Here is a 26,670-nt window from a genome sequence, read left to right as displayed (position 1 = left end):
CTCAGTGGAACCGCACGCCGACGTCGTGCATGCCGTCGTTGTAGCGTGCGATGTTGATCGCGAGCGGAGTGATGCTCTCGACTTCCGCCGCGTTGGCGACCGGACCGGCGTCGAGCGCGCGCAGCCCCTCGATTCCCTCCGCGAGTTGGCCCACGGTCTCCTTGGCGTCCTCGTCGTCGCCGACGAGCAGGGTGTCGAGGTCGAGTTCCGCGTCGAGGTTCGCCAGTTTGTCCGCCGCGAGGTTGTGGAACGCGCCGACGACGGACACCCCGTCGGGCGCCCGCCCCGCGACCAGCGCCGTCACGCTGCCGGCCGACGGCGGGTGGTAGTGGAGGCCGTCCTCGTCGCCTTTCATCCCGACCGCGGGGGAGACGAGCACCGTCTCCGCGTCGAGTTTGTCGGCGACGGCGTCGACCGTGTCGCCGGCGTGGTACGGCGGCACCGCGAGGACGACCACGTCCGCGCGGTCGGCGGCCATCTCGTTGGCGAACCCCTTGATCGACGCCTCGACGCCGCGGCTGTCGAGTTCCGTCTCGTACTCCTCGGCCGCCGTCCGCGCGCGCTCGGGGTCGCGCGAGCCGATCAGTACCTCGTGGTTCGTGTCGTACGCCCACCGGAGGGCGAGTCCCTGTCCGATGTCGCCCGTGCCACCGAGCAGTGCGATTCGCATGGAAGAACGTGCGGACGGCGGCGGGATAAAGGGTCGGAGTCCGGCCACGCTCGCCGCCGCGGCCACGCGACCCGCCGACCACAGCGGTTTAGCGCCCGTGCCGCGTACCCTCGCGCATGAGTACAGCCGAACGCGCGGGGGCGCTCCCGGAGCCGATCACCGTCGTCGGCGCCGACCGCGTCGCGGTCACCGACGAGGACCTCGCGTCGCTCCCGACCGTGACGCGGACCGTCGACGTCGACTGCGCCACGGGGAGCAGCCACGTGGCGGCGTGGACCGGCGTCCCGGTCGCGGCGCTGCTCGACCTCGCCGACCCGCCGGGGGAGACGACCCACCTCGCCGTCGAGGCGGGCGACGGCTATCGCGTCTGCGTCGACGTCCTCGCGGCGCTCGACGGGGTGCTCGCGCTGGTCCACGACGGCGTCCCCATCGCCGACACCGAGTCGTACGCGACCCGGTTCGTCGCCCCGGACGTCTCGGGGACGCGCAGCGCGAAGGGAGTCGCGCGGATGGAGACGCTCGTGCTGTCGCCGTCGGACGATCCCGAGGCGTTCGAGACCGTCGGCGAGGAGCCGTTCGTGCCCGAGGCGTAGGGCCGGTCAGGGCGCGTCGTCGTCCTCGGGGTTCATCGCCGCGCCCATCTCGCCGGCGTCGTAGGCGTCGCGCTCCGCGACCTCGCGGAGTCGCTGGTCGACACGGTCCGCGAGCGCCGCCCGCGCGTCCGCGTCGACGGCCGGATCGTCCGCGAGCGACGCGAGGCGGTCTCGGGCGTCCCGCAGCAACGGAATCGCCTCCGCGGCGGGGAGGTCGGCCGCGCGGTCGAGGTCCGACTCGACCGAATCGAGCGTGGCGTCGGCCATGGGCGGGCGTTCGGCGCGCGGGCGTATCAACGGTCGGCGCGCACCTGCGCCGGCGGGGCACGCGCCGTCGCGCCGGAGGATACAACCCGACGGAGCGCGTCGTCGCGGTCGATGACCGATCCCGTCGTCATCGCCCACCGGGGCTACGCCGGCGTCGCGCCCGAGAACACCGTCGCCGCGGCCGAGCGGGCCGCCGCCGACCCCGACACGGCGATGCTCGAAGTCGACGTCCAGCCCGCGGCCGACGGGACGCCCGTCGTCTTCCACGACGCCCGCCTCGACGGCGTCCGCGACGGCCGGCCGCTCACCGACGCCGAGGGACGCGTCTGGGAGACGCCGCTCTCGGACCTCCGCGAGACGCGGGTCCTGGGGACCGACCAGCAGGTGCCGACCCTCGCCGACCTCTTCGAGGCGGTGCCGGCGACCGTCGGGGTGAACGTGGAGCTGAAGAACCCGGGGACTGCGGACCTGCGGCCGGGCGAGTCGCTGCCCGAGGCCGAACGGGAGACCCGGCGTGACCTGTGGGCGCCGTTCGTCGAGCGCGTCGTCGCCGACTGCGACGCCTTCGCCGGCGAGGTCCTCCTCTCGTCGTTCTGCGAGGGGGCGCTCGCGGCCGCCCGGGACGTCGCCCCCGAGTACGCCGCGGCGGCGCTCGTCCGGAACGACCTCGAATCCGGGCTCGCGGTCGCCCGCCGGTACGACTGCGAGGCGGTCCACCCCCCGCGGAACGCGGTCGCCGGGACCGCGCTCGCGGCCGGGTCGGACGCGGGGCCTGCGGGCGGGAAGCCGTCGGTCGACGTGCTCGCGGTCGCCCACGAGGAGGGGCGGACGGTGAACGTCTGGACCGTCGAGAACTGGGTGCAGTTCGACGACCTGGCGGCGGCGGGCGTCGACGGGATCATCGCCGACTACCCGGGACTGGGACGCGTCGGCGGGAGCGAGTGAGCTACTCGAGCAACTCGGGCAGCGCGTTCACCGACTCGATCACCGCCGCGGCCCCCTCGGCCTCGTACTTCTCCCGTCCTTCGTCGCCGGTCAGCCCGCCGGTGAGGACGCCGACGCCGTGGTACTCGCGGTCGGGGTCGGCCTCGCGGGCGTTGTTCGCCGTCCGGACGTCGTCCAGCGTGTCCCCGACGAAGGCGACGGCGTCCGCGTCGAACCGCTCGGCGAGCGTCGTCAGCGCGCGCGGGTGGGGTTTGCCCTCCTCCCAGTCGTCCATCGTGAACCGGCGGTCGGCGGGGACGTCGAGGCCGGCGCGGTCGAGGGCGATTTCGGCCTCGGCGGCCGGCCGACCCGTGAGGACGCCGACGTCGTAGTTCCCGGCGAGGGAGTCGACCGTCTCCGCCGCGATGATGACGGGTTCGTCGTGGATGTAGCCGCGGGTCTCGACGTCGGGGTCGCCCCCTTCGAGGGCGCGGTAGAGGTCGGCCCCGAGGTACAGTTGCTGGAACACGTCCCGGAGGCGCTCGCGGTCCCAGCGCTCGCGGAGCCGCTGGGTCGCCGTCGCGCCGATGTCGTCGCGGACGACGCGCTCGGCGGCGTCGAGGCCGCCGCCCTCGGCGGCGACGGCGTCGGTGAACCCTTCGATCGAGCGGCGGTAGCCCTCGCCGGTCGCCAGCACGTACAGCGCGGCGGCGTAGGTGAGTTCCCAGTCGTTGTTGAACCCGCCCGCGTCCTTGAACCGCTGGACGTCCTCCCGGCGGATCGTCCGGTCGTGGACCCGCTCGACGGACTCGAGGATCGCCCGCCGGTAGGAGTCGGCGACGTCCACGAGCACCCCGTCGACGTCGAGGACGACGGCGTCTACGTTCATGGCGGGGCGAACGGGCCGGAGCGGATAAAGCCCGCCGGATTCGGGTCACCCGCCGTCGGGGGTCCCGGGGCCGTCCCGGGCGAGGAATAGCGTGTCGCCGGGGACCGACTCCCGCTCGACCGGCACCGCCGGCCCGTCGCCGCCCAGCGTCGTGAACAGGAAGTCCGCGCCGACGCGGCGGGCGACCGCTCGCGTCGGCCGGTGGAGTTCCGGCGGCAGGTTCAGCGCGTAGAGCGCGTCCGCGCCCGCGTACACGTCGAGGTCGGGGTCGACGACGTCGTCGACGACGAACCGGACGCCGTCGGGAACCTCGCGGGGGTGAACGTCGGTGGCGACGACGTGGACGCCGCGGGCGGCGAGCGCCGCCGCGACCTCGCTCCGGCGACCGATCCCGACCTCGACGACGCGGTCGTACCCCTCCAAGCGGGCGAGGATCCCCTCCAGATTCCGGCGAGTTCGTGCCACGGCGGGACGTTTATGCCCCGGGCCGCCATACCAGTTTTCATGCTCGTCGACATCGTGCCGGTCGGCAACGTGCCCGCCACGGTCAAGCGGGCGGCCTCCTCGGCGTTGCGATCGGTCTACGACTGTGACGTCACCGTCAACGACGCGCAGTCGGTTCCGGACGGCGCGTACGACCCCGGGCGCAACCAGTACTGCGCCGAGACGTTCATCCAACTGGCCGAACGCGTCGGCCGCGGCGACAAGAACATCGCGATCACCCCCCACGACCTCTTCTACCGGCGGCGAAACTACGTCTTCGGACTGGCCTACCTCGACGGCAGCGGGAGCGTCGTCTCGACTTACCGCCTGCAGACCTCCTCGGACGGCGGCTTCTCGAACAAGAGCGCCTCGGACATCTTCGAGGACCGCGTCCGCAAGGAGATCGTCCACGAGATCGGCCACACCTACGGCCTCGAACACTGCGACAACCAGCGCTGCGTGATGAACTTCTCGCCGACCGTCCACGAAGTCGACATCAAAGAGGAAAAGCTCTGTGGCAGTTGCCAGCGGCTGCTGGCCTGACTCGCGGCGACCGCGCACGTAGCACCCGGGAACGAACCCCACGACGTGAGGCCGACGACCCCCCGTTCGAGACGTCGACCGACGAGCACGACGGGGACGGGGTCGACGCGGCCGCCGGCGACCGCGGGCCGCGGGCGCCAACGACTTAGCCGCCGGGGCCCGTACGGGCACACGAACCGGTGATCGACGTGAGACGCGCGAATCGGCGGCAGGGGGCCGCGACGAGAGACGACCGCATCGACAGCGGCCGCGCTCGCACTCGGGTTCGGGTTCGCCCCGTCGACGCCCGGACGGGTGGTGCCGGATGACCGGCGCGGACGAGGAGCGCGACGAGGTCGAGGTCGAAGTCGACCGGGGTCGAGAGCGCGTCCCGGGCGAGCGCCGGGCGGGCGGCGGCTACGAGGAGGCCGACCCGCCCGAACGACGGCTCGCGGACGAACTCGGCCGGGTCCACGTCGCGACGACCGCGGAAGGGTACGTCGAGGGGCGGGTGATCGACCTGCGGTCGGTCGACGAGACGACGGTCCGCCTCGAAGTCGCCCTGCCCCACGACGAGGTGGTCGCGTTCGCACTGGAGAAGCCGATTCCGTGGTCCGAGGCGTTCCTCCTCGCGCGGATCGTCGAGGACGTCGGCTACGACGCGAGTTCGATCGGCCACCTCGTCGGCGAGCGCGTCCTGCTCGCGCGAACCGACGCCGGCGCGAACGCCGACGAGCCGACCGGCTGGCTGGCGAGCGCGCTCGAAACCGCGGGCGACCGCCTCCTCGCGTCGGCCACCGACGGCCGGTATCGCCTCTCGGCCGACCGCGCGCCCGGGTGGCGGCTGGTCGATCCGCGCGAACGGCCGGACCCGGCCGACGACGACTCCGGACTCGCCGCGACGGCCGCCGCCGCGCTCGTCCTCCTCGGGGTCGTCGCCGCCGCGGTCGGCGCGGCGGCCGGGGCGGCCGGCGGGTTCGTCGTTTCGGGCGCGGTCGTCGGCTACGCGCTGCCGGGGCTGGCGCTCGCGCTGGCGGGGCTGTACGTCCTCGTCAGAACGGCGGCGACCGACCGTCAGGGCGCGTAGTAGTACTCGCCCTGCTGGCGCTGCTCCTTGTCGAGTTGCGAGTCGGGCTTGTTGATCCGCGGCCGGGAGGTGCGCTCGTCGCGGCGGAACGTGACCTCGAGGTTCGCGAGGAACTCGTTCATGCCGTCGCGCATCGGCTGGGGCTGGCTGGCGTGACCGTGGACCGCCGGCTCGCCGTCGAAGACCATCAGCCGATCCGCGAGCAGGTCGATCATGTAGATGTCGTGGTCGATGACGAGCACCGTCGCGTCCTGCCCTTCGGCGTACCGGCGGATGGCGCGGGTCGCCTGTACCCGCTGTTCGACGTCGAGGTGCGCCGAGGGCTCGTCGAGCAGGAAGAGGTCGGCGTCGTCCGACAGACAGGCCGCGATGGCGACCCGCTGGCGCTCCCCGCCGGAGAGGTCCGAGAGGTTCTGCTCCATGATCCGCTCTAGCTGCAGGGGCTGGGCGATCTCGGTGTTCCAGTACGAGGAGCCAAACTGGTCCGTGATCGACGAGAGGAACGCGTCGACCCGCATGTGCTGGTCGATGGTGACGTACTGGGGCTTGTACGAGACGTCGAGGTCGAGGTCGGCGTCGCCCTCGTCCGGGTCGAGTTTCCCGGTCAGCAGCTTCGCGAACGTCGACTTCCCGATCCCGTTCGGGCCGACGATCCCCAGGACCTCGTTCTCGCGGATCGCGCCGCCCTCGACGTCGAGGGAGAACTCGCCGTCGCCGTAGGACTTCACGAGGTCGGGGTACTCGACGAGCGTCTCGCCGCTCGTGACCGCCCGCGGGGCGTGTTCCTCGAACTCGATGCGGTCCGGGCGGATCCGCATGTTCTCGTTTTCGAGGTAGCCCGCGAGGTACTCGTTGATCCCGTTGCGCACCGACTTCGGCGCCGTGATCACGCCGTAGGCGCCGGGCTCACCGTAGGCGACGTGGAGGGTGTCACAGAGCAGGTCGAGGATCGCGAGGTCGTGTTCGACGACGAGCATCGACTTGCCCTCCTCCTCGGCGAGTTCGCGGACGAGACGCGCCGCGGTGACCCGCTGGCCGATGTCGAGGTAGGGGGTGATCTCGTCGAGGAAGTAAAAGTCCGTATCGCGGGCGAGCGTCGCCGCAAGCGCCACGCGCTGGAGTTCGCCCCCGGAGAGGTCGTCGATCTCCTGCTCCAGCACCGGCCCGATCGAGAGGCGCTCGACGAGCGAGTCGAGCGCGTCGCGCTCGTTGGTTTGCTCGAGCAGTTCGCGCGTGTTGCCGTCGAACTGGTTCGGAATCTGGTCGACGTACTGGGGCTTGCGGGCGACGGTGACCTCGCCGTCGCGGACGTCGGCGATGTAGTCTTGCAGTTCGGTGCCCCGGTAGGCGTCGAGGACGGCGTCCCAGCCCGGCGGCTCCTCGAAGCGCCCGAGGTTGGGTTCGAGTTCGCCCGCGAGGATCCGCACCGCGGTCGTCTTCCCGATCCCGTTCGGTCCGAGGATGCCCGTCACCTGCCCCTCCTGCGGGGCGGGCAGGCCGTACAGCGAGAAGGCGTTCTCGCCGTAGCGGTGGGCGGGGTCGTCCTGGAGCTCCTGTGGGAGGTTGATGATCTCGATGGCGTCGAACGGGCACTTCTCGACGCAGATGCCACAGGTCTCGCCGAGACAGATCTCCTCGGAGATGCGGATCTGATCCGGCTGGCCCTCGTCGGCCGCCTCGCCCCGGAGCGTGATACACTCCTTGCCCGTCCGGTTCGGCGGGCAGTAGTTCTTGCACTCGTAGTTACACCGGTCGGGCTGGCACCGGTCGAGGTCGACGACGGCGATGCTGTCCTCGGCCACGCTAGACCCCCGCGCCGGTCGAGAGCAGGATGCCCCACGTCACGAACCACAGCGAGAAGGTCATGAACGCGACGAACAGGTAGTGTTTGGGCCCCAACTCGTCGTCGTCGTAGATGCCCGTCGAGGAGAGCACCGGGAACTGGAGCAGGATCGCCGCGAGGACGATCGCGAGCGCCCGGGAGTCGCCGGCCGCCGTCGTGGGATCGACGCCGCTCGTGATCGCCGCGGACGCGAGCGCCGCTCCCACGCCGGCAAGCGCCGCGAGCGCCGTCACGCCGACCGAGCGGACGTGCTCGCGTCGGTCGCTGATCGATTCGGTCGACATGGGTTGAGGTGGGAGGGCGGCGCTAAAAAGGCGTTCGGGTTTCGATCACCGGGACGGCCGAGTACTACCGGCTTACGTGAACGACGGGAGGCGAATCAGGGCGTGGCCCTCGTGAGTTCCGTCGCGGAGTCGAAGTTGCTGGCGGTGTCGGAGACGGTAACCGTCAGTTCGTACGCGGCGTTTCGGTCTATCCCGTGGCCGCCGTCGGGTTCGATGGTGATTGCAGGGTCGTCGTTCGAACCGGACCGCAAGTACTCGTTCCCGCCGGCGGACTCTTCGAACGTCCCGACCACGTCGCCGTCGCCCGCGTCGGCCCGTACCTCGAACGCCACGTGGTCCAGTTCGGAGGGCTCGTCGTTCGAGACGGCTTCGATCTCCTCGACCGTCCAGTCGTCGTCGCCCGCGCTCGCCCGGAATTTTTTCACGGTCGTGATCTCGACCGCGCCGTCGGTGCCGGTACCGAACGCGGCGTCCGTCGACCGGGTCGCCTCGAACGACAGCGCCGACGAGGTGGCCGTGATCGCGAACGGAACGGAAATCCCGCCGGCCGCGGCCTCGACCTCGACGGTTTTCGAGTCGCCGGCGAGCCCCGACGCGGCGAGGCCGAACTCGACCGTACACCCCGAGACACCGTCGGGGCCGTAGAGCGCCCCGTGGCCGCAATCGGACAGCGAGACGGTCACGTCGATCGCCTCGTCGGTGTTGTTCGTCACGTCGACGAGGCGTTCCCGCCGGTTTTTCCGGACCTGGTCGTTGACGAGCAGGCCGACGAATCCGCCGGAATCCCCGTTCACGCTCACGCTCACCTCCCGGGTGCTCGTCACACTGGTGACGCCGAGCGTCTCCCCGGCCGTGAGAAGCGCACCGCCGCCTACCAGCCCCAGCGCGGCCCGTCGCGTGATCCGAGACGTATCGGCCATGATTACGGCGGTCGCTCCACCTCGCCGAGGCGCATCCGTCGGTTCTGGACCACGTGGACGACGGCCGAACTCGCGAACAGCGCGACGACGGCGGTCGCCCAGCCGAGCGTCGGGACCGTCTCCGTCGGGAGCCACCCGAGCCACAGCCCCGCCAGCACCGCAACCGCGACCGTCGACAGCCCGAGGTAGTACACCCCCCACGGGATCGAGTCGTCGGGGACGACGTCGAGGTACACGTCGAGGTGTTCGGCGTTCTCGGTCAGTTCGATCGTCCGGTCGTCGAACTCGATCATCTCCGCGCGTTCGAGCGTCGGGAGGTGGGTCTGCTGGAGGGCCGTGTAGACGCGCTTTCGCTCCGCCGACGTGAGTTCCTCGACCGTCTTGTCCAGTTCCCACGCCGCGACGTGCTCGGCGAGGTCCCCGAGTTCGACCGGGTCGTCCTCGCGTTTGCAGTAGTGGATCACGTACCGTCGCCGGTGGTTACTGAGCAGGTCGAAGACCTTCCCTCGGTCCGTACGTCCCTCGCTTTTGGTCCCCATCAGAACGTCCGTCGTTCGTTACTGAACGTTCGCCTGACATATAACGCTTGTTGCCGCCAGCGGGCGGTAGAGTGGCTCAGGCGCGGTTCTGCGGCCGGGAGGGGCGATCGGCTCGCCGGACGCGGTTCAGACGAGGCTTGAACGGCGGTACGGCCGACCCTTCGGACGTTCCAGCTACTCAATACAAAGGGGGTGGGCGGCAGGAATGGCACAGGAGCCGTCCGCTGGCCGTAATCGACGCCTACGGCCGGCGGACGGATCGATCGGTGATACACGATGAGAATGAACAGACGCAACGTGTTGCTCGGACTGGGAACGATCGTCGCCGGCGGCGGCGCGGTGCTGGGATCGGGCGCGTTCAGTCGGGTGCAGGCGGATCGGACCGTAACCGTCGAGACCGTCGGCGACCGGAGCGCCTACCTCGGCATCAGCGTGAACGGCCCGTACGCGGCCGATGGCTCCGACTCGGGGGACGCGGCCGAAATCGACCTCGGGGATTCGAGCACCGGCGATGGATTCAACGACGACGCAGAGACCGTAGTCGACGGGATCCTGACGCTTGCGAACAATACTGCCGACGGAAGTCCGATAACCGTCGGGTTCGACGACGGGAGCGGCGACCAAACTGCCACGACGACCGTCGTCGTCGAAACGGACGGCAGCGGGAACGTCCGTTCGGAGGTCCAACTGTCCCTGGCCGACGACGACGGGAGCGGCGACCAGTACACGCTGTCCGACGGCGCCACCGTCGACGTGAACGCGACCGTCCGAACCGGGAGGAGAACGACCGACTCCGCCGGTGAGGCCGACAAAGACGGGGGGACGCTCACGCTGATAGCGAACTGACCCCCGTCTATTCGAGTCGCGCCAGACACGCGAGTTCCGTCCAGACGCATGCCCCGGGCCGCAATCTCCATCGTCGCGTTCGTTCTGCTGGCGGGAGCACTCGCCGTCGGTCTCGCGGTTCCCACCGGAGCGACGCCGGTCGACGAACCGACCGCCGGCGTCGGTATAGCCCCCCACAGCGGGCCGAACGGCGAGTTCGTCGCCGTCTCGGACGGCGAAATCGAGTTGCAGTTCGATCGGGTAAACGACCGAGCAAACTCCGAGTTCGACGACGTGTTCACGATCACGACCGACGAGTCGAGGTCCGCGTGGATCGAGGCGGAGGTCGACGGCGTCACGTTCTACGCCGACGGCGACCCGACCGACGAGATCAACGACTCGAATCCCGTCGAACTCGCCGCCGGCGAAACCGTCTCCGTCGGCGTCTCGATCGACACCCACGTCGCAACCGGGGGAACCGAGACGTTCACCGTCGTCGCCGTGGCGGGAGACGGGGACGCCGTCGGCGACCCCGACATCCACCACGTCGACACCACCGTTTCCCCGACCGAACTCCCCGTGGGCGACGCCGTCACCGTCACCCAGACCTACGAGAATCGCGGCGACGGGGACGGGAGCACGACCGCCGAACTCGTCGTCGACGGACTCGTCGTCGACACCGAGCGGGTCGTCGTCGGGGCCGGCGGGACGCGGACGGTCACGTTCGAGCGCACGGTAGACGAGGTGGGGAAGGTGAAGATCGGATCGACGGGCGCGACCCAGACGGTGATCGTCCGGCCGTCGGGCGAACCCGCGCCCGCGTTCGAGGTGCGGGACGTCGGCCTCGAATCGGCGCGGATCGAACCGGGCGAACCCGTCCGGGCGGAGGCGACGGTCGGGAACGTCGGCAACGCGACGGGCGAGACCGACGTCGAGTTCGCCGTCGGTACCGTCGTCGTCGAGACGGAGCGGATCGAACTCGATCCCGGCGAGGAGACCCGGGTGGCGTTCGAGCGGCGTCTCGACGACCCCGGGACGTACGAGGTGGCCGTCGACGGCGACCCCGCGGGGTCGGTGACGGTCGGGGACCGGAGCGCGGTCCCGACGGGCGTCCGCGAGTTGCCGCCGAGCGCGGGCGCCGCGGTCCTGCCCCCGGCCGCCGTCGGGGTGTTCCTCCTGCTGGGGGTGACGCGGCGCCGTGCGTAACGATACGCGGCCGAACGCTGCGACGATCGCACCGGGGTCGACGCGATGACCGCTCGCACCGCCCTCTCGCGGGCCGCGACCGCACTCCTCGCGCTGGTGGCCCTCTCGCTCGTGCTCGGACAACTGCTGGGCCAGCCGATCCTGCTCGGCTACGTCGCGACGGGGAGCATGGCGCCGGCGATGAACGCCGGCGACGGCTTCGTCGCGGTCCCGAGCGCGCTGGCCGGCCCGGTCGAGGGGGGCGACGTGGTCGTCTTCGACGCGGCGACGTTACACGACGGCGGGCTGACCACCCACCGCGTCGTCGGCGAGACCGACGGCGGCTACGTCACGAAAGGCGACGCGAACCCCGTCACCGATCAGGACGGCGGCGAGGCGGCCGTCGCGGAGGGGCAGATCGTCGCCGTCGCCCTGCAAGCGAACGGCGAGGTAGTGACGATCCCGCACCTCGGGACGGCCGTGATGGCGGCCCACGAGGGGCTCGAAGCGGCGGCCGACGCCCTCGCGGCCCCGGTCGGGGTGACCGCGGCGTTCGAGGGCGACGACGCCGGCGCGGTGCTGATCGGCCTCGGCGTCGCGCTGCTGGGCCTCGGGTTGCTGTTCGACTCGGGTGCCCGCCGCGAGACGAGACGGACGCGGGGCCGCGAGAACGTCCTCGCCTTCCGGACGACGCTCGCGCTCGTGCTCGTCGTGCTCGTCACGTTCGCGACGGCGGCGATGGTCGTGCCGTCGGGGACGACCGAGTACGGGCTGGTGGGCGCCGGGGAACCGACCGACGACCCGCAGGTGGTCCCCCCGGGGGAGACGGGCGAACTGTCGCGGACGATCGACAACGCCGGCTACCTCCCGGTCGTGACCGTCCTCGAACCCGAGAGCGACGGCGTCGCGGTCGAGCCAGAGGTGCTCCGCGTGGGAATCCGCGACGAGGCGGCGGCGACCGTTACGCTCGCGGCGCCGGCGGAACCCGGCGAGTACGTCCGCCACGTCGGCGAGTACCGCTACCTCGCGGTGCTCCCGGCGTGGCTTCTGGCCTGCCTCCACGCGATCCACCCGTTCGTCGCGATCGCGGCGGTCGACGCGGTGATCGTCGGCGTCGCGGCGGCGGTCGTCGTCGCCCTCTTCGGGAGCAGCGACCTCCGCGTCCGGCGTCCCGGCGGGGACGTTCCCCTCTCGATCCGGATCGCGCGAAAGCTCCGTAACCGGCGGTAGCCGCCCCGCGTCGGCCAGTATCGTTATACCCGTGGCCGGTACGGGTGGTACTGTGAGTGGTTCGATCGACCGAGCCGACCGAGGGGATCGGACGCGGGTCGGCCGCACGGTCGCGGGCGTCGACGGACCCGGCGACCGGCGGCGATCGTCGGGGGTGAGCCGACCGTGATCGACAGTCCGCGCCTCGAATTGCTGATCGCGGAGCGCGGCCGGACGCTCGTCGTCGCGCTGGCGCTGGTGGGGCTGGTCTCGGCGGCGTCGGCGGGGTGGGTGGTCGCCACGCCGGAGACGACGACCGCGACCCAGGAGCGGACCGCGGAAACCGTCGAGACGGAGGTCCACACGAGCGCCGTCGTCGTCGAGGACGGCCTCTGGGAGGCGGGGGAGAGCCTCGAGGAGAGTTCGGTCTACCTGACGAACGCCACGCCGACGCTGACGCTGACGCCGGAGACGGCGGTCCCGAGCGACGACGCCGCGGTCACCCACGAACTGGCGGTCCGGTACGAGGCGGTCCGCGACGGCGAGACGTTCTGGGAGGACCGCGACGTCGTCCTCCGGGAGGAGGCCCCCGTCGAGGACGGCCTCGCGCGCTCCGAGGCGGCCCTCGACGTCCGCGAGGTCGTCGACCGGACCCGCGAGGTCGAGTCCGAACTTCGCGGGGTCGGCACGGTCGAAGTCTCGCTGGCGCTGCGCGTCGCGTACGACACCGGGGCGAACGAGGGCGCGTTGACGGCCACCAGCCCGTTGCGGGTGGGCGCCGACGCCTACTGGCTCGAGGAGTCGCTCGCGGACGACGAGGACCACCCCGAGACGGTCGAGGTCGAGGTGACCGAGACGCCGAGTCCGTTGCGCGTCGGCGGGCTGGCGGCGCTGGCGGCGGTCTCGCTGGCCGGCGCCGCGTTCGTCGCGCGCCGGTCGCCGGCCGACCCCGAGGCCGCCCGCCGGGCGGTCCACGAGCGCCGGTACGCCGAGTGGATCTCCCGGGGGACGATCCCGATGCGGATCGGCGACCACCACGTCGCCCTCGACACCTTAGAGGACGTCGTCGACGTCGCCATCGACACCGGCGAGCGCGTCGTCCACGACCGCCAGCGGGACCTGTTCGCCGTCGTCAGCGACGACGTCGTCTACTACTACGCAGAGCGGGGCAACTGGAAGGAGACCGCGTGGCCGGAGACGAACACCGAGGCGAAACCGCCCGAAGACGACGACCGCCCGCCGGAGGGGACGCCGGCGTCCCCCGACGGCCGGCCCGACGACGACCTCGGCTGTCCGGACCGGTAATCCGTCGTTCACGCCCGGTAAGAGCCGCGTTCGGCCGGCGGCGCCGCCGGCCGATCCGCGTCGGGGCGGGCCATCCCAGTAAGGCTCAACTTTTATACTGCTGCAGGTTTCGAATCGTAACATGGAAGAGACCGACGGAGAGGAGATATCGGATCTGCCGCCGAGTGCGAAACTGGTGTTCAAGGTACTCGAGTACGACGGTCCGCTGACCCAGAAGCAGATCGTCGAGGAGTCGATGCTGTCGGCGCGGACGGTTCGATACGCGCTCGAACGCCTCGGTGAGATCGGCGTCGTCGACGAGAACATCTACTTCGCGGACGCCCGGCAGAGTCTCTACCGAATCGACGACCCGGTCGCGGCCGACGGCAGCGGCGTCGAGGAGTCCGGCGCGAACAAGGACGCCTGTTGCGCCGAGTGACGGCTCCGGGGTAAGCTATTTTCCCGGCGCGAACGAGTTGGACGCATGGACAGGGAGTCGTTGCCACGCTGGGCGTGGCTACTTCTCGGGTTGCTCGTCGCGGCGGCGGCGTCGTCGACGATCAACTGGCTTCTCGACGTCGCTCTGGAGTGGCGGGTCGTGACGACGATCGCGTTCATGTCGCCGGTGCTGGTCTACGTCGGCGTCTGGTACGACGAGGATCGACGCTCCTACTGGGAGCACTCGCGGGCACGGATCGTCGGCGACGCGCTGTTCGTCGTGGTCGCCTCCGCGCTCGGCGCGGGGATCGCGCTCGCGCTCGTCCTCGACACCGGCCTGAACCAGTTGCTCCGGGACGTCGTCGCGATGATCGTCGGCTTCACGCTCGGCTGGGGGCTGTTCTGGTGGCGAAACCCCGAACTCTACCGCGAGGAGTGAGCGAGCGGCCGCTCAGGACGAGACGACCGTGATCGGCTGTTTGCGGTCGATCGCCTGCTCTAGCTCGTCGGCGATCGCGCTGCCACGCGACACCTGGATCTCCCCGCCGCGGCTCACCGTCGCCGTGAAGAGGTAGTCGTCGCCGGCCTGCACCTCGACGGTCTCGCCGTGGTGGCCGTCGACCGGGATGACGATGTGCCGGGAGGTGATCTCCGGGGTGACCATCTGGCCCGACCCGCCGGCGCTCGCGCTCGCGCCGCCGGCGTTCGAACCGCCGCCGGTCCCGTAGTGGGGGTTCTCGTCGTGGGTGCGGACGTCGATGTCGATGCCGAGGCGGTTCTCGACGTCCTGGATGCGGCCGCCGCCCTTGCCGATGACGCTCGAGATGTCGTCCTCCTCGACGTAGACGACCGCGCGGTCTTTGCCCTTCAGGTGGACGTCGACGTAGCCGCGGGCGATCGAGCGGATCTCGCGTTCGATCTCGCCTTTCGCGATGCGGTCGACGCCGGACTCGCGCTCGCCGTCCTCGTCGGTCAGCGGGACGGTGACGACCTGCCGGTTGAACGTGTAGATCTCGTAGGCCGGTTCGCCGGTCTCGAAGTCGGTGACGAGGATGACCGGGCGAGCGAGGTCCTCCTCGGTGAGCCCCGCGGGCACCTTGACTTCGGTGTGTACGTCGTAGACGGTGTCGACCTCGCCGGCCTCGATGAAGACGACGGTGTCTACCACCTGGGGGATCATCCCGAGTTCGACGCGACCGACCAGCCGCTGGAGGGCGTCGATCGGCCGGGTGGCGTGGACGACGCCGATCATGCCGACGCCCGCCAGTCGCATGTCCGCGAACACCTCGAAGTCGTCGGTCTTGCGGACCTCGTCGTAGATGGTGTAGTCCGGCCGGACCATCAGCAGGGCGTCGGCGGTCTTCTCCATCCGGCCGCCGAGTTCGGTGTACTGGGTGATCTCCGGGCCGACCTGCAGGTCGCGGGGTTTCTCCATCGTCTTGACGGCGTAGTCGTGTTCGGAGAGGTAGCGGGCGACCGACTGGGCGAACGTCGACTTCCCGGCCCCCGGGGAGCCCGAAATGAGGACGCCGCGCTGGCGCTCCAGCAGGCGCTCTTTCAACTCGTCGGCGTGGTCGTAGTCCTCGATGTCGGTCTGGGCGATCGGCCTGACGGCGGTGATCTCGATGCCGTCGGAGAAGGGCGGCCGGGCGATGGCGATCCGGTAGTCGCGAAACTGGACGATCTTCATCCCCGGCTCCGAGAGTTCGATGAAGCCGCCGGAGGCCTCCCGGGCGCCGTCGACGATTTCGCGGGCGTACTCGTCGACGGTCGCCTCGGCCATCGGCTCGTCGTCGATCGGTTCGTAGCGCATCGCGCCCAGCGCGCCGCGTTTGGCCATCGGCACCGCGTCGGTCTTGAGGTGGACGCTCATCGTCTCGTCGTCGAAGAAGTCCTCGATCGCGAGTTCGCCCACCCGGCGGCGTTCGGGCGAGATGTAGTCCACGTCGAGCCCCTTGGCTCTCGCGACCTCCGCCTGAACGACGTCGCTGGTGACGAAGGTGGCGTCGAGGTCCTCGGCGAGGTCGCGGATGAGCGCGTCCACCTCGCCCTCGGAGGCGTGCCCGCGCTCGATGGCGCTCGGGCGGGAACCGACGTACTCCAGTTCGACGACCCCCTCCTCGGCGAGGTCGGCCAGCCGCTGGAGTTCCTCGAGACCCTCCCAGCCGGTGTCGATGCCGTCGTTGGCCTGTGCCTCGAGTTCGGCGACGACCGCCTCGGGGACCGACACCGTCGCTCCCTCGTACTGCCCGTCATCGATCGCCGCGGAGACGCGGCCGTCGATGACCACGCTCGTGTCCGGCACGACGTTCATTACCCGCCGGTTGGTCGCGTGCGCGTAAAAGGCTGCGGGGACGGCGGGGATGGGATCGCCGGAGGCGGGCGGGGAGGCTCACAGGAACCGGTTGCCACGCCGGAGGAACTCGCGCCGCGCCGTGGGCTTTAGTTGACCCGCCGACGGAGGGCCCGCATGGACGACCTCACGACGCTCGCCCGCGAGTTCGTCTCGATCCCGAGCCACGGGGACGAGACGGCCGCCGGCGACTATCTGGAGGAGTGGCTGCGACGCGAGACCGACGCCGACGTGACCAGAGACGGCGCCGGGAACGTGCTCGCCCGGAAGGGCTCCGGCGACCGGGTGGCGCTCGTCGGCCACCACGACGTCGTCCCGCCGGACGACGCGCAGGTCGAGGACGGCGAGTACGTCGTCGAAGAGCGCGACGGCCGCCTCCACGGCCGCGGGACGGCCGACATGAAGGGGTCGCTCGCGGCCGCCGCCGTCGGCTTCCGGGACGCGGACCCGGCGGGCGAACTCGTCTTCGCGAGTTTCGTCGGCGAGGAAGACGGCGGCGTCGGCGCCCGCTACGCGATCGAGAACGGCTTCGCTCCCGACTACGCCGTCGTCGGCGAGGGCTCGACGGGCTACTCCGCGGCGGGCGTCACGGACGTCGCCGTCGCCCACAAGGGCCGTCGCGGGAGTACGATCGTCGCCCGCGGCGCGGCGGCACACGCGAGCGAACCGGAGGCGGGCGCGAACGCCGTCTACCGCGCGACGGACGCCGTCTCGCTCGTGCGCGACGTCGAACCCCCGTCGGTCGAGGTGGCCGGCGAGGCTCTGGCGGGGAGCGTCGTCGTCACCGGGATCGAGGGCGGGACGGCGATGAACGTGGTCCCCGAGCGCTGCGAGGTGACCGTCGACGAGCGGACGGTGCCGGGCGAGCGCACCCCCCTCGAACGCGTCGAGGGGATCGAGGGCGTCGAGTGGACCGTCGACCAGGACCTGCCGCCGATGGCGTGTACCGACGAGGCGTTCGTCGAGGCGGTTCTCGACGCCGCCGACGCGGCGCAGTCGGGGTCGCCCGAGGCGGTGGCAAAGCCCCACGCGACCGACGCCGGGTGGCTCTCGGCGGCGGGGACCGAGTGCGTGGTCTGCGGGGCCGCGGAGCCTGGCGAGGCCCACACCGCCGACGAGAGCGTCTCGATCGAGGTCCTCGAACGGTGTTACGGGATCTACCGGCGGGCGGCCGAGTCGTGGCCGCGGCCCTAGTCGCCGGCCGACGCCGACTCGACCGCCCGGGCCGCGCCCCCGGCCCGCTCTCCGTCCCGCTCGCCCTCGTCCGCCCGGACGACGGTCAGCGCGATCAGCACGCTGGCGACGGCGAGGACGACCCCCGCGACCACGTCGACCAGCCAGTGGATGCCGAGGTACATCGTGGCGACGAGGACGTTCGCCGCGAGGAACGTCGCGAGCCACGCCCACGGGCGGTACCGGGCGCGGGTCCGCCAGGCGAACAGCGCCACGGTCACCGCGAGCGAGGTGTGCAGCGACGGGAAGACGTTCGTGCTGGTGTTGACCGCCGCGGTGAGCGTCACCACCTCCGGGTAGCGCTCGAACATCGGCGCGCCGACGGTGGCGAGGACCTTCCGCGGCCCCTGGGCGACGAAGAGGACGTAACAGACGGCGCCGACGCCGTAGTTGACCGCGTAGGCGACGAAGAGTTCCTTCAGCGGCCGCCGGGCGGGGTGGACCAGGTACGCCAGAATCGGGAACACGAGCAGGAAGGTGAAGCCGAACAGGTAGACGAACGAGAAGTAGCCGGTCAGCCCGGGCGGGATGGCCGCCTGCAGGGCCGCGACGAAGTCGCCTTCCACGGCGTAGAGGGCGTCGGTGATGTGCAGGCCGACCGCCTCGGAGACGCGCTGGCCGCCCGCGTGCGACCACCGGTTGAAGAGGTAGACGGCCCCGAGGACGGCGACGTAGGGGCTCACCTCGATCGCTCGCGCGCGGAGTTCGCCCCGCTCGCGGAGGAGCACGAGCGGGTTGACTCCACAGACCGCGCACGTCGGAACGGCCAGTCCGACGACGATCAGCGATACGAGTGCGAGGAGTGCTAACAGGGACATGGCTCTCGGGGGATTCGTGGAGGGGCGTGCGTCGCTCTGCGAGTACTGTCCGAGTACGAAAAAAACTGGCGCCTACTGTCCCCCGGTTGGGGGGTGACAGCGAAACGCGAACTTCTTTGGCCGGCCACGAGTATTTCGATTCGATGTCCACCGATCAAGCACGGTCCGCGGAGGGCGACGCCTACGAGGAACTCGAATCGCGCGTCGAACGGATCGCGAACGTCCAGAACGCCGCGGGGGTCCTCCGCTGGGATCAGGAGGTCGTGATGCCCGAGGGCGGGACGCCCGCGCGGGCGAAACAGCTGTCGACGCTGTCGTCGGTCGGCCACGAACTGCTGACGGCCGACGAGACCGGCGAGTTGCTCGACGAACTCGAGGGCGAGGACCTCTCCGGCGAGCGGGCGGCGGTCGTCCGCGAGGTGCGACGCCGGTACGACCGGGCGACGAGCGTCCCGAGCGAACTCGTCGAGGAGATTTCCGAGACGACCTCGAACGCCCACCCCGTCTGGAAGGAGGCCAAAGAGGAGGACGACTTCGAGGCCTTCGCGCCGACGCTCGAGAAACTCGTCGAACTCAAACGCGAGTACGCAAACCACATCGACCCCGACGCCGACCCGTACGCGGTGCTGTTCGCCGACTACGAGCCCTATCTCGACCTCGAAACGGCCGAGCGGGTACTCGAACGCCTGCGCGACGAACTCGTGCCGCTGATCGAGGCGATCGAGGACGGCGACGCCGACCTCGCCACCGACGCCTTCTCGGGTACCTTCGCAGACGACGACCAGGAGGCGCTCGCCCGCGACGCCCTCGACGCGCTGGGGTACGAGTGGGACCGGGGCCGCCTCGACACCGCGCCGCACCCGTTCTCCTCGGGCACCCAGTTCGACGCCCGCGTGACGACGCGGTTCGACGAGTCCGACCTGCTGGGCTCGCTCACCTCGACGATCCACGAGTTCGGCCACGCCAACTACACCCTCGGGCTCCCCGACGAGGGGTACGCGACGCCGCTGGGCGAGTCGCGCGACCTCACCGTCCACGAGTCCCAGTCCCGGCTCTGGGAGAACCACGTCGGCCGCTCGAAGGCCTTCTGGGAGTACTTCCTGCCGACCGCTCGCGAGCGGTTCCCCGAACTCGAGGACGTCGGCCCCGGGGAGGCCTACGAGGCCGCCAATCAGGTGTACGACGACAACCTCATCCGGGTCGAGGCGGACGAACTCACCTACCACCTCCACATCGTGATCCGCTTCGAGATCGAACGCGACCTCATCTCGGGCGACCTCGACGTCGAGGACGTGCCCGAGGTCTGGAACGACAAGTACGAGGAGTACCTCGGCGTCCGCCCCGAGACCGACGCCGAGGGGTGTCTGCAGGACATCCACTGGAGCCACGGCTCGTTCGGCTACTTCCCGACGTACTCGCTGGGGTCGGTGCTCGCGGCGCAACTGTACGCCGCCGCCGAGGACGAACTCGGCGACCTCTCCGGGGACGTCCGCACCGGCGACTTCGACCGGCTCAACGGCTGGCTGCGCGAGAACGTCCACCGCCACGGCAAGCGCTACACCACGCCCGACCTGATCGAGGAGGCGACGGGCGAGGAGTACGCCGCCGACCACTTCCTCGAGTACGCGAAGGGGAAGTACGGCGAGTTGTACGACCTCGACGGCTACTGAGCCCCGGCCCCGGGGACGACCGCCCGCGAACCGCGACTCTCTGTTCTCGCCGACCGTTCAGGCGCCATATACGTTCCGTCGACGGCACGGTCGCGGGAACCACGACGTAGGTATATGTCCCCGCGTGTCGACGTCAGTCGTGCATGGAATTCACACGCGAGGAGTCGCGCGAGCGACTCGAGGAGACCGTCTCGAACGGGGAACCGATCGTCGGCGCGGGCGCGGGCACCGGCATCTCGGCGAAGTTCGCCGAGCGCGGCGGCGTCGACCTGCTCATCATCTACAACTCCGGGCGCTACCGGATGAACGGCCGGGGGTCGCTGGCGGGGCTGTTGCCGTACGGCGACGCGAACGAGATCGTCGTCGAGATGGGCCACGAGGTGCTGCCGGTAGTCGAGGACACGCCGGTGCTGGCCGGGGTCAACGGCACCGACCCGTTCCGGCAGATGGACGTCTTCATCGAGGACCTGAAGCGGCGGGGCTTCTCGGGCGTCCAGAACTTCCCCACCGTCGGCCTCATCGACGAGGACAGCGGCTTCCGCCAGAACCTCGAGGAGACGGGGATGGGCTACGACAAGGAGGTCGACATGATCCAGGAGGCCGCCGAACAGGAGATGCTGACGTGTCCGTACGTGTTCAGCGAGGAGCAGGCCCGCGAGATGACCGAGGCGGGCGCCGACGTCGTCGTCTCGCACATGGGCCTGACCACGTCGGGCGACATCGGCGCCGAGACCGCCCTCGACCTCGAAGCGGCCGCCGAGCGGGTACAGGCCCACCACGACGCCGCCAAGGAGGTCGACGAGGACGTGCTCGTGATCTGTCACGGCGGTCCGATCGCCTGGCCCGACGACGCCGCGTACGTCCTCGAGAACACCGAGGGCGTGGTCGGCTTCTTCGGCGCCTCCAGCCTCGAACGCCTGCCCACCGAGGAGGCGATCGAGAATCAGGCCCGCGAGTTCAAGGGGATCGACCTCTGATGGCGGTCGTCATCGTCGGCACGTTAGACACGAAAGGCGAAGAGATCGGCTTCGCGCGGGACGTCGTCGAGTCCCAGGGGGTCGACGTCCACGTCGTCGACGTCGGCGTGATGGGCGACCCCGAGATCGAGCCGGACACGTCGGCCGCGGAGGTAGCCGAAGCGGCCGACACCACCCTCGAACGCCTGCGCGAGGACGCCGACCGCGGCGAGGCGATGACGGCGATGGGCGAGGGTGCCGCGGCCGTCGCGACGCGCCTGCACGAGGCGGGCGTCCTCGACGGAGTACTCGGCCTCGGCGGCTCCGGCAACACCTCCATCGCGACCGAGGCGATGCGGGCGCTGCCCGTGGGCGTCCCGAAGCTGATGGTCTCGACGATGGCCTCGGGCGACACCGAGCCGTACGTCGGCGCCAAAGACGTCGCGATGATGTACTCCGTCGCGGACATCGAGGGACTCAACCAGCTCTCGCGGAAGGTGATCGCCAACGCCGCCCTCGCGACGGTCGGGATGGTCGCGAACGAACCCGACGTCGAGGTCGAGGACCGGCCCACGATCGGGATCACGATGTTCGGCGTCACGACCCCCTGCGTCCAGACGGCCCGCGAGTACCTCGAAGACCGCGGCTACGAGACGATCGTCTTCCACGCGACCGGCACCGGCGGCCGCGCGATGGAGGACCTCGTCCGCCAGGGGGTCATCGACGGCGTACTGGACGTGACGACCACCGAGTGGGCCGACGAACTCGTCGGCGGCGTCCTCAACGCCGGCCCGGATCGGCTCGACGCCGCGGCCGAGACCGGCACCCCGCAGGTGGTCTCGACCGGGGCGCTCGACATGGTCAACTTCGGGCCCCGCGAGTCGGTCCCGGCGGAGTTCGAGGGGCGCACCTTCCACGTCCACAACCCGCAGGTGACGCTGATGCGGACGACGCCCGAGGAGAACGCCGAACTCGGCGAGATCCTCGCCGAGAAGCTCACCGCCGCGACGGGGCCGACGACGCTCGCGCTCCCGCTCGGGGGCGTCTCGATGCTCGACGCGGAGGGCGAGGACTTCCACGACCCCGAGGCCGACGCGGCGCTGTTCGAGGCGCTCCGGAAGAACCTCGGCGACGACGTCGAACTGCTCGAACTCGACGCCGCGATCAACGACGACGCGTTCGCGGAGGCCATCGCCGAACAACTCGACGAGTACGTACGCGAGGCCGGCCTCGGTCCCGAGGCGTAGACGCCCTCCACTCGCCTCCGCCTTCCCGTCGCCGAAAGGCCGAACCCCCTCGAACGCGATGTCACGCGCATGGCATCCGAGAGACGCCTCGACGGGGCGGCGGCGATCGTCACGGGAGCGAGTTCCGGCATCGGCGCGGCGACCTGCCGCGCGCTCGCCGCCGAGGGCGCGAACGTGGCACTCGCCGCGCGCAGCGAGGACCGAATCGAGGCGCTGGCGGCCGAACTCGAAGACGCCCACGGCGTCGAGGCGCTCGCGGTCCCGACGGACGTCCGCGAGGAGGCGCAGGTCGAGGCGCTCGTCGAGGCGGCCGTCGACGCCTTCGGCGGACTCGACGTGCTCGTGAACAACGCGGGTCTGGCGCGGGGCAGCGACGTCGAGTCGCTGCCGACCGATGAGTACCGCCTGATGCAGGCGACCAACGTCGACGGCGTCTTCTACGCGACGCGGGCGGCGCTCCCGCACGTCCGCGAGCGCGAGGGCCACCTGCTCTTCGTCGGGAGTTTCGCGGGCCAGTACCCGCGACCGTTCAACCCCGTCTACGCCGCGACGAAGTGGTGGGTGCGCGGCTTCGCCAAGAGCGTCGCCGCGCAGGTCGGCGGCGACGGCGTCGGCGTCACCGTCGTCAACCCCTCGGAGGTGCGCACGGAGTTCGAGACGACCGACGGCGACACCTTCGCCGAGCGGTTCGACGCGGGCGAGGTGACCGAACCCGAGGAGGTGGCCGCGGCGATCGCCTTCGCCGCGACGCGCGAGCGCTCGTCGGTGACCGAACTCGACCTCTACCGGCGGGACAAGTTCGGCGGGTTCTAGCGGCCTGTCATCGGCCCAAGAGCTTAACGTCCCTCGATTCACTCTTTCGAGACGAAATATGGGGGTCACGGACGAGGATCAGGCGGCCGAACCGGGGGCGTACGAGCGACTCCTCGACCGGTCGCGGAAGCTCGCGAACGTCAGGCAGGCGTCGATGGTGCTGGCCTGGGATCAGCGGGTGACGATGCCAGACGGGGGGACGCCGGCGCGGGCCGAGCAGCTATCGACGCTGTCGTCGGTCGAACACGACCTGCTCGTCGACGACGCGGTCGGCGAGTGGCTCGAGACGCTGCGCGGCGCCGACCTCCCGGACGAGCGCGCGGCGGTCGTCCGCGAACTGCGCCGCGAACACCAGCGGGCCGCCGGGGTGCCCGCGGAACTGGTCGAACGGCTCGCGCGCCACCGGACCGAGAGCCAGCAGGTCTGGCAGGAGGCGAAGGAGGCCGACGACTTCGAGCGGTTCGCGCCGGCGCTGGCCGAGTTGATCGACCTCCACTGCGAGCGGGCGCGGGCGATCGACCCCGCGGAGAACCCCTACCGGGTGCTGTTCGAGGACGCCGAGCCCTACCTCCCGCTGGAGACCGTCGAACGGATCTTCGACGACCTGCGCGAGCACCTCGTCCCGCTGATCGAGGAGATCCGCGAACGCGGCCGCGACCTGCCGTCGCCGTTCCGCGGCCGCGAGTACGACGAGGAGCGCCAGCGGACGCTCTCGGAGGCCGCCCTCGACGCACTGGGGTTCGAGTGGGACCGGGGCCGCCTCGACACCGCGTCGCACCCGTTCGTGGCGGGCAACCAGTTCGACGCCCGCGTCACCACCCGGTTCGACCCCGAGGACCCGCTCGACGCGCTGCTGGCGACGATCCACGAGTTCGGCCACGCCACCTACCAGCTCGGCCTCCCGGACGAGGAGTACGGCACGCCGCTTGGCGCCTCGCGGTCGTCGGGCGTCCACGAGTCCCAGTCGCGGTTCTGGGAGAACCACGTCGGCCGCTCGCGGGCGTTCTGGGAGTTCTTCCTCCCGACGGTGAGAGAGCACCTCCCCGGCCTCGAAGACGTCACCGTCGACGAGGCCTACGCCGCGGTCAACCGGGTCGACCCCGACAATCCGATCCGGGTCGAGGCGGACGAACTCACCTACCACCTCCACGTGCTCCTGCGCTGTGAGATCGACCGCGCGTTCGTCGAGGGCCACCTCCCCGTCGAGGAGATTCCCGAGGAGTGGAACCGGAAGATGGAGTCGTACCTCGGCGTGAGCCCCGAGAGCGACGCCGAGGGGTGCCTGCAGGACACCCACTGGTCGTCCGGCTTCGCGCGCTTCCAGAACTACACCGTCGGGAGCGTGCTGGCCGCCCAACTCGACGCCGCGATGCGCGAGGACCTCGCGGTCGACGACCTCGTCCGCGAGGGCGAGTTCGCGCCGATACGCGACTGGCTGACCGAGCACGTCCACCGCCACGGCCAGCGGTACACCACCGAGGAACTGATCGAGGTGGCGACCGGCGAACCGCTGACGGCCGACTACTTCCTATCGTACGTCGACGGGAAGTTCCGGGACCTCTACGACCTGTAGCGTGGCCCACGCCGCGTCGATACCCCGGGTCGTATAAAACGGGGGTGGGAGTGCCGGGCGCACGCTCTCCCGTCGGGGCCCCGTCGGTCCGCCACCGTGAAGATCGACATTCCCGCCCTGCCGGGCATCTACTACGACACCGACGCGGAGTCGACGGCCGTCACCGTCGCGCTGACCGCCGCCGGCCGGCGCGCGCCGAAGCCACAGGGGTACGCCGTCCAGTTGCTGCCGTACCTCTGGGGGCTCCAGGTCGACCTGCGGGAGGTGCCGTCGGACCACCCCCTCCAGTACCTCCACCCCGAGGGCGCCCGGAGCGTCCAGGAGTTCACCCGCGACCGGAACGCAAGCGAGGTCGCCCGCGACGTCGACCGCGCCGTACGAACCCTCTGGGAGATCAACGCCGAGACCGAACGCGGCGTCGAGCGCCTGCTCGGCCGGCCCGACCGGCCCGCCGAGTCGGGGATCACCATCGAGATCGAGGAGGGATCGCCCGAGGGTCACGCGACTATGGAGTACGACGAGGAGGCGGACGCCGACGTCGCGGGCGACGAGTTCCGGCCGGACGAACTCGGCGCGGAAGGTGGCGCCGACGACGGGAACGGGGACGACCGCTAGCACGCTTTTTGAGCCGCGGGTCCGTAGCGACGGCCATGCGAATCGTCACGACGCTCCCGTCGGCGACGGAAATCGTCTACGCGCTGGGGCTCGACCCAGTCGGCGTCTCCCACGAGTGCGACTATCCGCCAGCGGCCCGGGAGACGCCCGCGGTCACCGCCTCGCGGATCGACGCGGACGCCGCGAGCGGCGAGATCGACCGGCAGGTGCTCGAAGCGGCCGACGAGGGGGTCTACGACGTCGACGTCGAGACGCTCGACGACCTCGACCCGGACCTGATCGTCACGCAGGGGATGTGCGACGTCTGCGCGGTCGACGAGGTCGTCGTCGAGCGCGCCCTCGCGGGGATCGAGGCCGATCCCGAGGTGTTGACGACCGATCCCCACACCGTCGACGACGTGCTCGCGGACCTCGAACGCGTGGGCGAGGCGACGGGCCGCGAGGAGCGCGCGCGGGAGGTGATCCGCGCGCTCGACGGCCGGATCGACGCCGTCCGCGAGTGGACCGCCGACCTCGCGACCGAGGAGCGCCCCCGGGTGGCGATCCTCGACTGGACCGATCCCGTCATGGTCGCGGGCCACTGGACCGCGGAACTCGTCTCGTGGGCCGGCGGCGAGTACGGGCTGGCCGACCCGGGCGAGCGCTCGCGGCCGCGCGAGTGGGCGGAACTGGTCGCGTACGACCCCGAGGTACTGGTCGTCGCCCCCTGTGGCTTCGGCCTCGACCGGACGGCGGCGAACCTCGCGGACCTCACGGACCGCGAGGGGTGGGACGACCTGACCGCCGTCCGCGAGGGCCGCGCGTGGGCGATGGACGGCGACCACTACCTCAACCGGCCGGGCCCGCGGCTGGTGGACACGCTGGAGGCGCTCGCGCCGATCGTCCACCCCGAGCGGTTCGAGGCGCCGCCGGCCGACGTCGCGGTCCCGCTCGCCGACCTCGAACGGCGGGCCGAGGCGTGAGCGACGACCGCCCGGGCGCGGCGCCGACGCTCGTCCTGCCGCGGTCGATCCGCGAGGCGATCGTCGCCGAGGCGCGTGCGGGCGCGCCCGAGGAGGTCTGTGGCGTCCTCGGCGGCACGTTCGGCGACGAGCGGAGTCGGGTGGCGTCGCGCTACCGGACGCGGAACGCGGCCGACGAACCGCGGCGACGCTACCGGATCGACCCGGTCGAGGCGCTCGAAACGTTCGAACGGCTCGAATCGCGAGGCGAGGAGATCGTCGGCTTCTACCACTCCCACCCGCGCGGGCCGCCGGCGCCCTCGCCGACGGACGCCGAGGCGGCGGCGTGGCCCGATCGATCCCACGTGATCGTCTCGTCCGCGGACGAGACGACGGTACGGTCGTGGCGCTGGCGGGCGGGCGAGGAGCGGTTCGAGCGCGAGCGGATCGTCGTGGACGACGAGCGAGCGTGAGCCGACTCGACCCGGA

At 70.9% G+C, this 26,670-nt stretch carries 29 protein-coding genes; 19 read left to right on the top strand and 10 right to left on the bottom strand.

Translation table 11 applies throughout. The features are described from left to right. Window position 1 precedes the first annotated feature (1 nt). Entirely contained in the window at window positions 2-670 is a 669-nt protein-coding gene (gene npdG, locus NKG98_RS14240) for an NADPH-dependent F420 reductase (RefSeq protein ID WP_254766575.1), read from the bottom strand. A 116-nt stretch (window positions 671-786) separates the two neighbouring features. Between npdG and NKG98_RS14235 the strand changes: the two genes are divergently transcribed. Continuing rightward, complete coding sequence (locus NKG98_RS14235) at window positions 787-1,263, top strand: molybdopterin-dependent oxidoreductase (RefSeq protein ID WP_254766574.1); 477 nt, start codon at window positions 787-789, stop codon at window positions 1,261-1,263. Between the two features lie 6 nt (window positions 1,264-1,269). Here NKG98_RS14235 and NKG98_RS14230 read toward each other — a convergent pair whose 3' ends face one another. Next, window positions 1,270-1,530: a hypothetical protein gene (locus NKG98_RS14230; protein WP_254766573.1), complete on the bottom strand. Its 261-nt coding sequence runs from the start codon at window positions 1,528-1,530 to the stop codon at window positions 1,270-1,272. A 111-nt stretch (window positions 1,531-1,641) separates the two neighbouring features. On the opposite strand from NKG98_RS14230, the gene NKG98_RS14225 reads away from it, so the two are divergent. Continuing rightward, window positions 1,642-2,475, top strand: coding sequence for a glycerophosphodiester phosphodiesterase (locus tag NKG98_RS14225; RefSeq protein ID WP_254766572.1), 834 nt, complete (start codon window positions 1,642-1,644; stop codon window positions 2,473-2,475). Between the two features lies 1 nt (window position 2,476). Here the strand turns inward: NKG98_RS14225 and NKG98_RS14220 are convergent, their stop codons facing one another. Continuing rightward, entirely contained in the window at window positions 2,477-3,343 is an 867-nt protein-coding gene (locus tag NKG98_RS14220) for a TIGR01548 family HAD-type hydrolase (protein WP_254766571.1), read from the bottom strand. Window positions 3,344-3,388: 45 nt separating this feature from the next. After that, window positions 3,389-3,808, bottom strand: a complete 420-nt coding sequence (locus tag NKG98_RS14215; protein WP_254766570.1) for a UPF0146 family protein — start codon at window positions 3,806-3,808, stop codon at window positions 3,389-3,391. Window positions 3,809-3,847: 39 nt separating this feature from the next. On the opposite strand from NKG98_RS14215, the gene NKG98_RS14210 reads away from it, so the two are divergent. Both NKG98_RS14210 and NKG98_RS14205 read left to right on the top strand, forming a co-directional pair. After that, window positions 3,848-4,369, top strand: a complete 522-nt coding sequence (locus tag NKG98_RS14210; protein WP_254766569.1) for an archaemetzincin family Zn-dependent metalloprotease — start codon at window positions 3,848-3,850, stop codon at window positions 4,367-4,369. Window positions 4,370-4,673: 304 nt separating this feature from the next. Beyond that, window positions 4,674-5,435 (top strand): hypothetical protein, encoded by a 762-nt coding sequence (locus NKG98_RS14205; RefSeq protein ID WP_254766568.1) that lies wholly within the window; start codon window positions 4,674-4,676, stop codon window positions 5,433-5,435. Here NKG98_RS14205 and NKG98_RS14200 read toward each other — a convergent pair. The 4 genes from NKG98_RS14200 to NKG98_RS14185 all read right to left on the bottom strand — a co-directional run bounded on the left by NKG98_RS14200 (window position 5,423) and on the right by NKG98_RS14185 (window position 9,021). Further along, on the bottom strand, window positions 5,423-7,237 hold the full coding sequence (locus NKG98_RS14200; protein WP_254766567.1) for a ribosome biogenesis/translation initiation ATPase RLI: 1,815 nt from the start codon (window positions 7,235-7,237) through the stop codon (window positions 5,423-5,425). The two genes, NKG98_RS14205 and NKG98_RS14200, sit on opposite strands and share 13 nt — an antisense overlap. 1 nt (window position 7,238) lies before the next feature. Then, a complete protein-coding gene (locus NKG98_RS14195) occupies window positions 7,239-7,562 on the bottom strand; it encodes an EMC6-like membrane protein (protein ID WP_254766566.1) in 324 nt (107 codons plus the stop codon). Window positions 7,563-7,657: 95 nt separating this feature from the next. Beyond that, window positions 7,658-8,482 (bottom strand): hypothetical protein, encoded by an 825-nt coding sequence (locus NKG98_RS14190; protein WP_254766565.1) that lies wholly within the window; start codon window positions 8,480-8,482, stop codon window positions 7,658-7,660. Between the two features lie 2 nt (window positions 8,483-8,484). Continuing rightward, a complete protein-coding gene (locus tag NKG98_RS14185; protein WP_254766564.1) occupies window positions 8,485-9,021 on the bottom strand; it encodes a DUF7344 domain-containing protein in 537 nt (178 codons plus the stop codon). Between the two features lie 276 nt (window positions 9,022-9,297). Here NKG98_RS14185 and NKG98_RS14180 point away from each other — a divergent pair, with 276 nt between their 5' ends. The 6 genes from NKG98_RS14180 (at window position 9,298) to NKG98_RS14155 (ending at window position 14,401) form a co-directional block, all read left to right on the top strand. Next, window positions 9,298-9,867: a hypothetical protein gene (locus tag NKG98_RS14180; protein WP_254766563.1), complete on the top strand. Its 570-nt coding sequence runs from the start codon at window positions 9,298-9,300 to the stop codon at window positions 9,865-9,867. Between the two features lie 48 nt (window positions 9,868-9,915). Further along, entirely contained in the window at window positions 9,916-11,052 is a 1,137-nt protein-coding gene (locus NKG98_RS14175; protein ID WP_254766562.1) for a CARDB domain-containing protein, read from the top strand. 45 nt (window positions 11,053-11,097) lie between these two features. After that, complete coding sequence (locus NKG98_RS14170) at window positions 11,098-12,261, top strand: S26 family signal peptidase (protein WP_254766561.1); 1,164 nt, start codon at window positions 11,098-11,100, stop codon at window positions 12,259-12,261. 165 nt (window positions 12,262-12,426) lie between these two features. After that, window positions 12,427-13,545, top strand: coding sequence for a DUF5305 domain-containing protein (locus tag NKG98_RS14165; protein WP_254766560.1), 1,119 nt, complete (start codon window positions 12,427-12,429; stop codon window positions 13,543-13,545). 121 nt (window positions 13,546-13,666) lie between these two features. Next, a complete protein-coding gene (locus NKG98_RS14160) occupies window positions 13,667-13,963 on the top strand; it encodes a winged helix-turn-helix transcriptional regulator (RefSeq protein ID WP_254766559.1) in 297 nt (98 codons plus the stop codon). A gap of 45 nt (window positions 13,964-14,008) precedes the next feature. After that, complete coding sequence (locus tag NKG98_RS14155; RefSeq protein ID WP_254766558.1) at window positions 14,009-14,401, top strand: hypothetical protein; 393 nt, start codon at window positions 14,009-14,011, stop codon at window positions 14,399-14,401. A 12-nt stretch (window positions 14,402-14,413) separates the two neighbouring features. Here NKG98_RS14155 and NKG98_RS14150 read toward each other — a convergent pair whose 3' ends face one another. Next, window positions 14,414-16,276, bottom strand: coding sequence for a PINc/VapC family ATPase (locus NKG98_RS14150; protein WP_254766557.1), 1,863 nt, complete (start codon window positions 16,274-16,276; stop codon window positions 14,414-14,416). Window positions 16,277-16,432: 156 nt separating this feature from the next. On the opposite strand from NKG98_RS14150, the gene NKG98_RS14145 reads away from it, so the two are divergent. Then, complete coding sequence (locus tag NKG98_RS14145; RefSeq protein ID WP_254766556.1) at window positions 16,433-17,509, top strand: M20 family metallopeptidase; 1,077 nt, start codon at window positions 16,433-16,435, stop codon at window positions 17,507-17,509. Here NKG98_RS14145 and NKG98_RS14140 read toward each other — a convergent pair. Then, window positions 17,506-18,366: a phosphatase PAP2 family protein gene (locus tag NKG98_RS14140; RefSeq protein ID WP_254766555.1), complete on the bottom strand. Its 861-nt coding sequence runs from the start codon at window positions 18,364-18,366 to the stop codon at window positions 17,506-17,508. The genes NKG98_RS14145 and NKG98_RS14140 overlap by 4 nt on opposite strands. A gap of 143 nt (window positions 18,367-18,509) precedes the next feature. Between NKG98_RS14140 and NKG98_RS14135 the strand changes: the two genes are divergently transcribed. The 8 genes from NKG98_RS14135 to NKG98_RS14100 all read left to right on the top strand — a co-directional run bounded on the left by NKG98_RS14135 (window position 18,510) and on the right by NKG98_RS14100 (window position 26,654). Next, window positions 18,510-20,036, top strand: coding sequence for a carboxypeptidase M32 (locus NKG98_RS14135; protein ID WP_254766554.1), 1,527 nt, complete (start codon window positions 18,510-18,512; stop codon window positions 20,034-20,036). Window positions 20,037-20,179: 143 nt separating this feature from the next. Next, the gene (locus tag NKG98_RS14130; protein WP_254766553.1) at window positions 20,180-21,013 is read left to right on the top strand and encodes a phosphoenolpyruvate hydrolase family protein; all 834 of its coding nucleotides are present in this window, start codon (window positions 20,180-20,182) and stop codon (window positions 21,011-21,013) included. Beyond that, window positions 21,013-22,239, top strand: a complete 1,227-nt coding sequence (locus tag NKG98_RS14125; protein WP_254766552.1) for a Tm-1-like ATP-binding domain-containing protein — start codon at window positions 21,013-21,015, stop codon at window positions 22,237-22,239. The genes NKG98_RS14130 and NKG98_RS14125 overlap by 1 nt, the downstream gene beginning before the upstream one ends. A gap of 69 nt (window positions 22,240-22,308) precedes the next feature. Beyond that, on the top strand, window positions 22,309-23,052 hold the full coding sequence (locus NKG98_RS14120; protein WP_254766551.1) for an SDR family oxidoreductase: 744 nt from the start codon (window positions 22,309-22,311) through the stop codon (window positions 23,050-23,052). Window positions 23,053-23,110: 58 nt separating this feature from the next. Continuing rightward, complete coding sequence (locus NKG98_RS14115; RefSeq protein WP_254766550.1) at window positions 23,111-24,625, top strand: carboxypeptidase M32; 1,515 nt, start codon at window positions 23,111-23,113, stop codon at window positions 24,623-24,625. A 96-nt stretch (window positions 24,626-24,721) separates the two neighbouring features. After that, window positions 24,722-25,240 carry a hypothetical protein gene (locus NKG98_RS14110; RefSeq protein WP_254766549.1) on the top strand — a complete coding sequence of 173 codons (519 nt, stop codon included), beginning with the start codon at window positions 24,722-24,724 and terminating at the stop codon, window positions 25,238-25,240. A 35-nt stretch (window positions 25,241-25,275) separates the two neighbouring features. Next, on the top strand, window positions 25,276-26,202 hold the full coding sequence (locus NKG98_RS14105) for a cobalamin-binding protein (protein WP_254766548.1): 927 nt from the start codon (window positions 25,276-25,278) through the stop codon (window positions 26,200-26,202). Then, complete coding sequence (locus NKG98_RS14100) at window positions 26,199-26,654, top strand: desampylase (RefSeq protein WP_254766547.1); 456 nt, start codon at window positions 26,199-26,201, stop codon at window positions 26,652-26,654. The genes NKG98_RS14105 and NKG98_RS14100 overlap by 4 nt, the downstream gene beginning before the upstream one ends. The last annotated feature ends 16 nt before the right edge of the window (window positions 26,655-26,670 follow it).

This window comes from Salinilacihabitans rarus (genome assembly GCF_024296665.1).
Classification (GTDB): domain Archaea; phylum Halobacteriota; class Halobacteria; order Halobacteriales; family Natrialbaceae; genus Salinilacihabitans; species Salinilacihabitans rarus.
Note: the sequence above shows the minus strand (reverse complement) of the source record. Positions and strands in the feature narration are given on the sequence as shown.

Bases quoted from the DNA above. Each gene is read 5' to 3' on its own strand.
- npdG (WP_254766575.1), bottom strand. From the start codon at position 670: ATGCGAATCGCACTGCTCGGTGGCACGGGCGACATCGGACAGGGACTC.
- NKG98_RS14235 (WP_254766574.1), top strand. From the start codon at position 787: ATGAGTACAGCCGAACGCGCGGGGGCGCTCCCGGAGCCGATCACCGTC.
- NKG98_RS14230 (WP_254766573.1), bottom strand. From the start codon at position 1,530: ATGGCCGACGCCACGCTCGATTCGGTCGAGTCGGACCTCGACCGCGCG.
- NKG98_RS14225 (WP_254766572.1), top strand. From the start codon at position 1,642: ATGACCGATCCCGTCGTCATCGCCCACCGGGGCTACGCCGGCGTCGCG.
- NKG98_RS14220 (WP_254766571.1), bottom strand. From the start codon at position 3,343: ATGAACGTAGACGCCGTCGTCCTCGACGTCGACGGGGTGCTCGTGGAC.
- NKG98_RS14210 (WP_254766569.1), top strand. From the start codon at position 3,848: ATGCTCGTCGACATCGTGCCGGTCGGCAACGTGCCCGCCACGGTCAAG.
- NKG98_RS14205 (WP_254766568.1), top strand. From the start codon at position 4,674: ATGACCGGCGCGGACGAGGAGCGCGACGAGGTCGAGGTCGAAGTCGAC.
- NKG98_RS14195 (WP_254766566.1), bottom strand. From the start codon at position 7,562: ATGTCGACCGAATCGATCAGCGACCGACGCGAGCACGTCCGCTCGGTC.
- NKG98_RS14190 (WP_254766565.1), bottom strand. From the start codon at position 8,482: ATGGCCGATACGTCTCGGATCACGCGACGGGCCGCGCTGGGGCTGGTA.
- NKG98_RS14185 (WP_254766564.1), bottom strand. From the start codon at position 9,021: ATGGGGACCAAAAGCGAGGGACGTACGGACCGAGGGAAGGTCTTCGAC.
- NKG98_RS14180 (WP_254766563.1), top strand. From the start codon at position 9,298: ATGAGAATGAACAGACGCAACGTGTTGCTCGGACTGGGAACGATCGTC.
- NKG98_RS14175 (WP_254766562.1), top strand. From the start codon at position 9,916: ATGCCCCGGGCCGCAATCTCCATCGTCGCGTTCGTTCTGCTGGCGGGA.
- NKG98_RS14170 (WP_254766561.1), top strand. From the start codon at position 11,098: ATGACCGCTCGCACCGCCCTCTCGCGGGCCGCGACCGCACTCCTCGCG.
- NKG98_RS14160 (WP_254766559.1), top strand. From the start codon at position 13,667: ATGGAAGAGACCGACGGAGAGGAGATATCGGATCTGCCGCCGAGTGCG.
- NKG98_RS14155 (WP_254766558.1), top strand. From the start codon at position 14,009: ATGGACAGGGAGTCGTTGCCACGCTGGGCGTGGCTACTTCTCGGGTTG.
- NKG98_RS14150 (WP_254766557.1), bottom strand. From the start codon at position 16,276: ATGAACGTCGTGCCGGACACGAGCGTGGTCATCGACGGCCGCGTCTCC.
- NKG98_RS14145 (WP_254766556.1), top strand. From the start codon at position 16,433: ATGGACGACCTCACGACGCTCGCCCGCGAGTTCGTCTCGATCCCGAGC.
- NKG98_RS14140 (WP_254766555.1), bottom strand. From the start codon at position 18,366: ATGTCCCTGTTAGCACTCCTCGCACTCGTATCGCTGATCGTCGTCGGA.
- NKG98_RS14135 (WP_254766554.1), top strand. From the start codon at position 18,510: ATGTCCACCGATCAAGCACGGTCCGCGGAGGGCGACGCCTACGAGGAA.
- NKG98_RS14130 (WP_254766553.1), top strand. From the start codon at position 20,180: ATGGAATTCACACGCGAGGAGTCGCGCGAGCGACTCGAGGAGACCGTC.
- NKG98_RS14125 (WP_254766552.1), top strand. From the start codon at position 21,013: ATGGCGGTCGTCATCGTCGGCACGTTAGACACGAAAGGCGAAGAGATC.
- NKG98_RS14120 (WP_254766551.1), top strand. From the start codon at position 22,309: ATGGCATCCGAGAGACGCCTCGACGGGGCGGCGGCGATCGTCACGGGA.
- NKG98_RS14115 (WP_254766550.1), top strand. From the start codon at position 23,111: ATGGGGGTCACGGACGAGGATCAGGCGGCCGAACCGGGGGCGTACGAG.
- NKG98_RS14105 (WP_254766548.1), top strand. From the start codon at position 25,276: ATGCGAATCGTCACGACGCTCCCGTCGGCGACGGAAATCGTCTACGCG.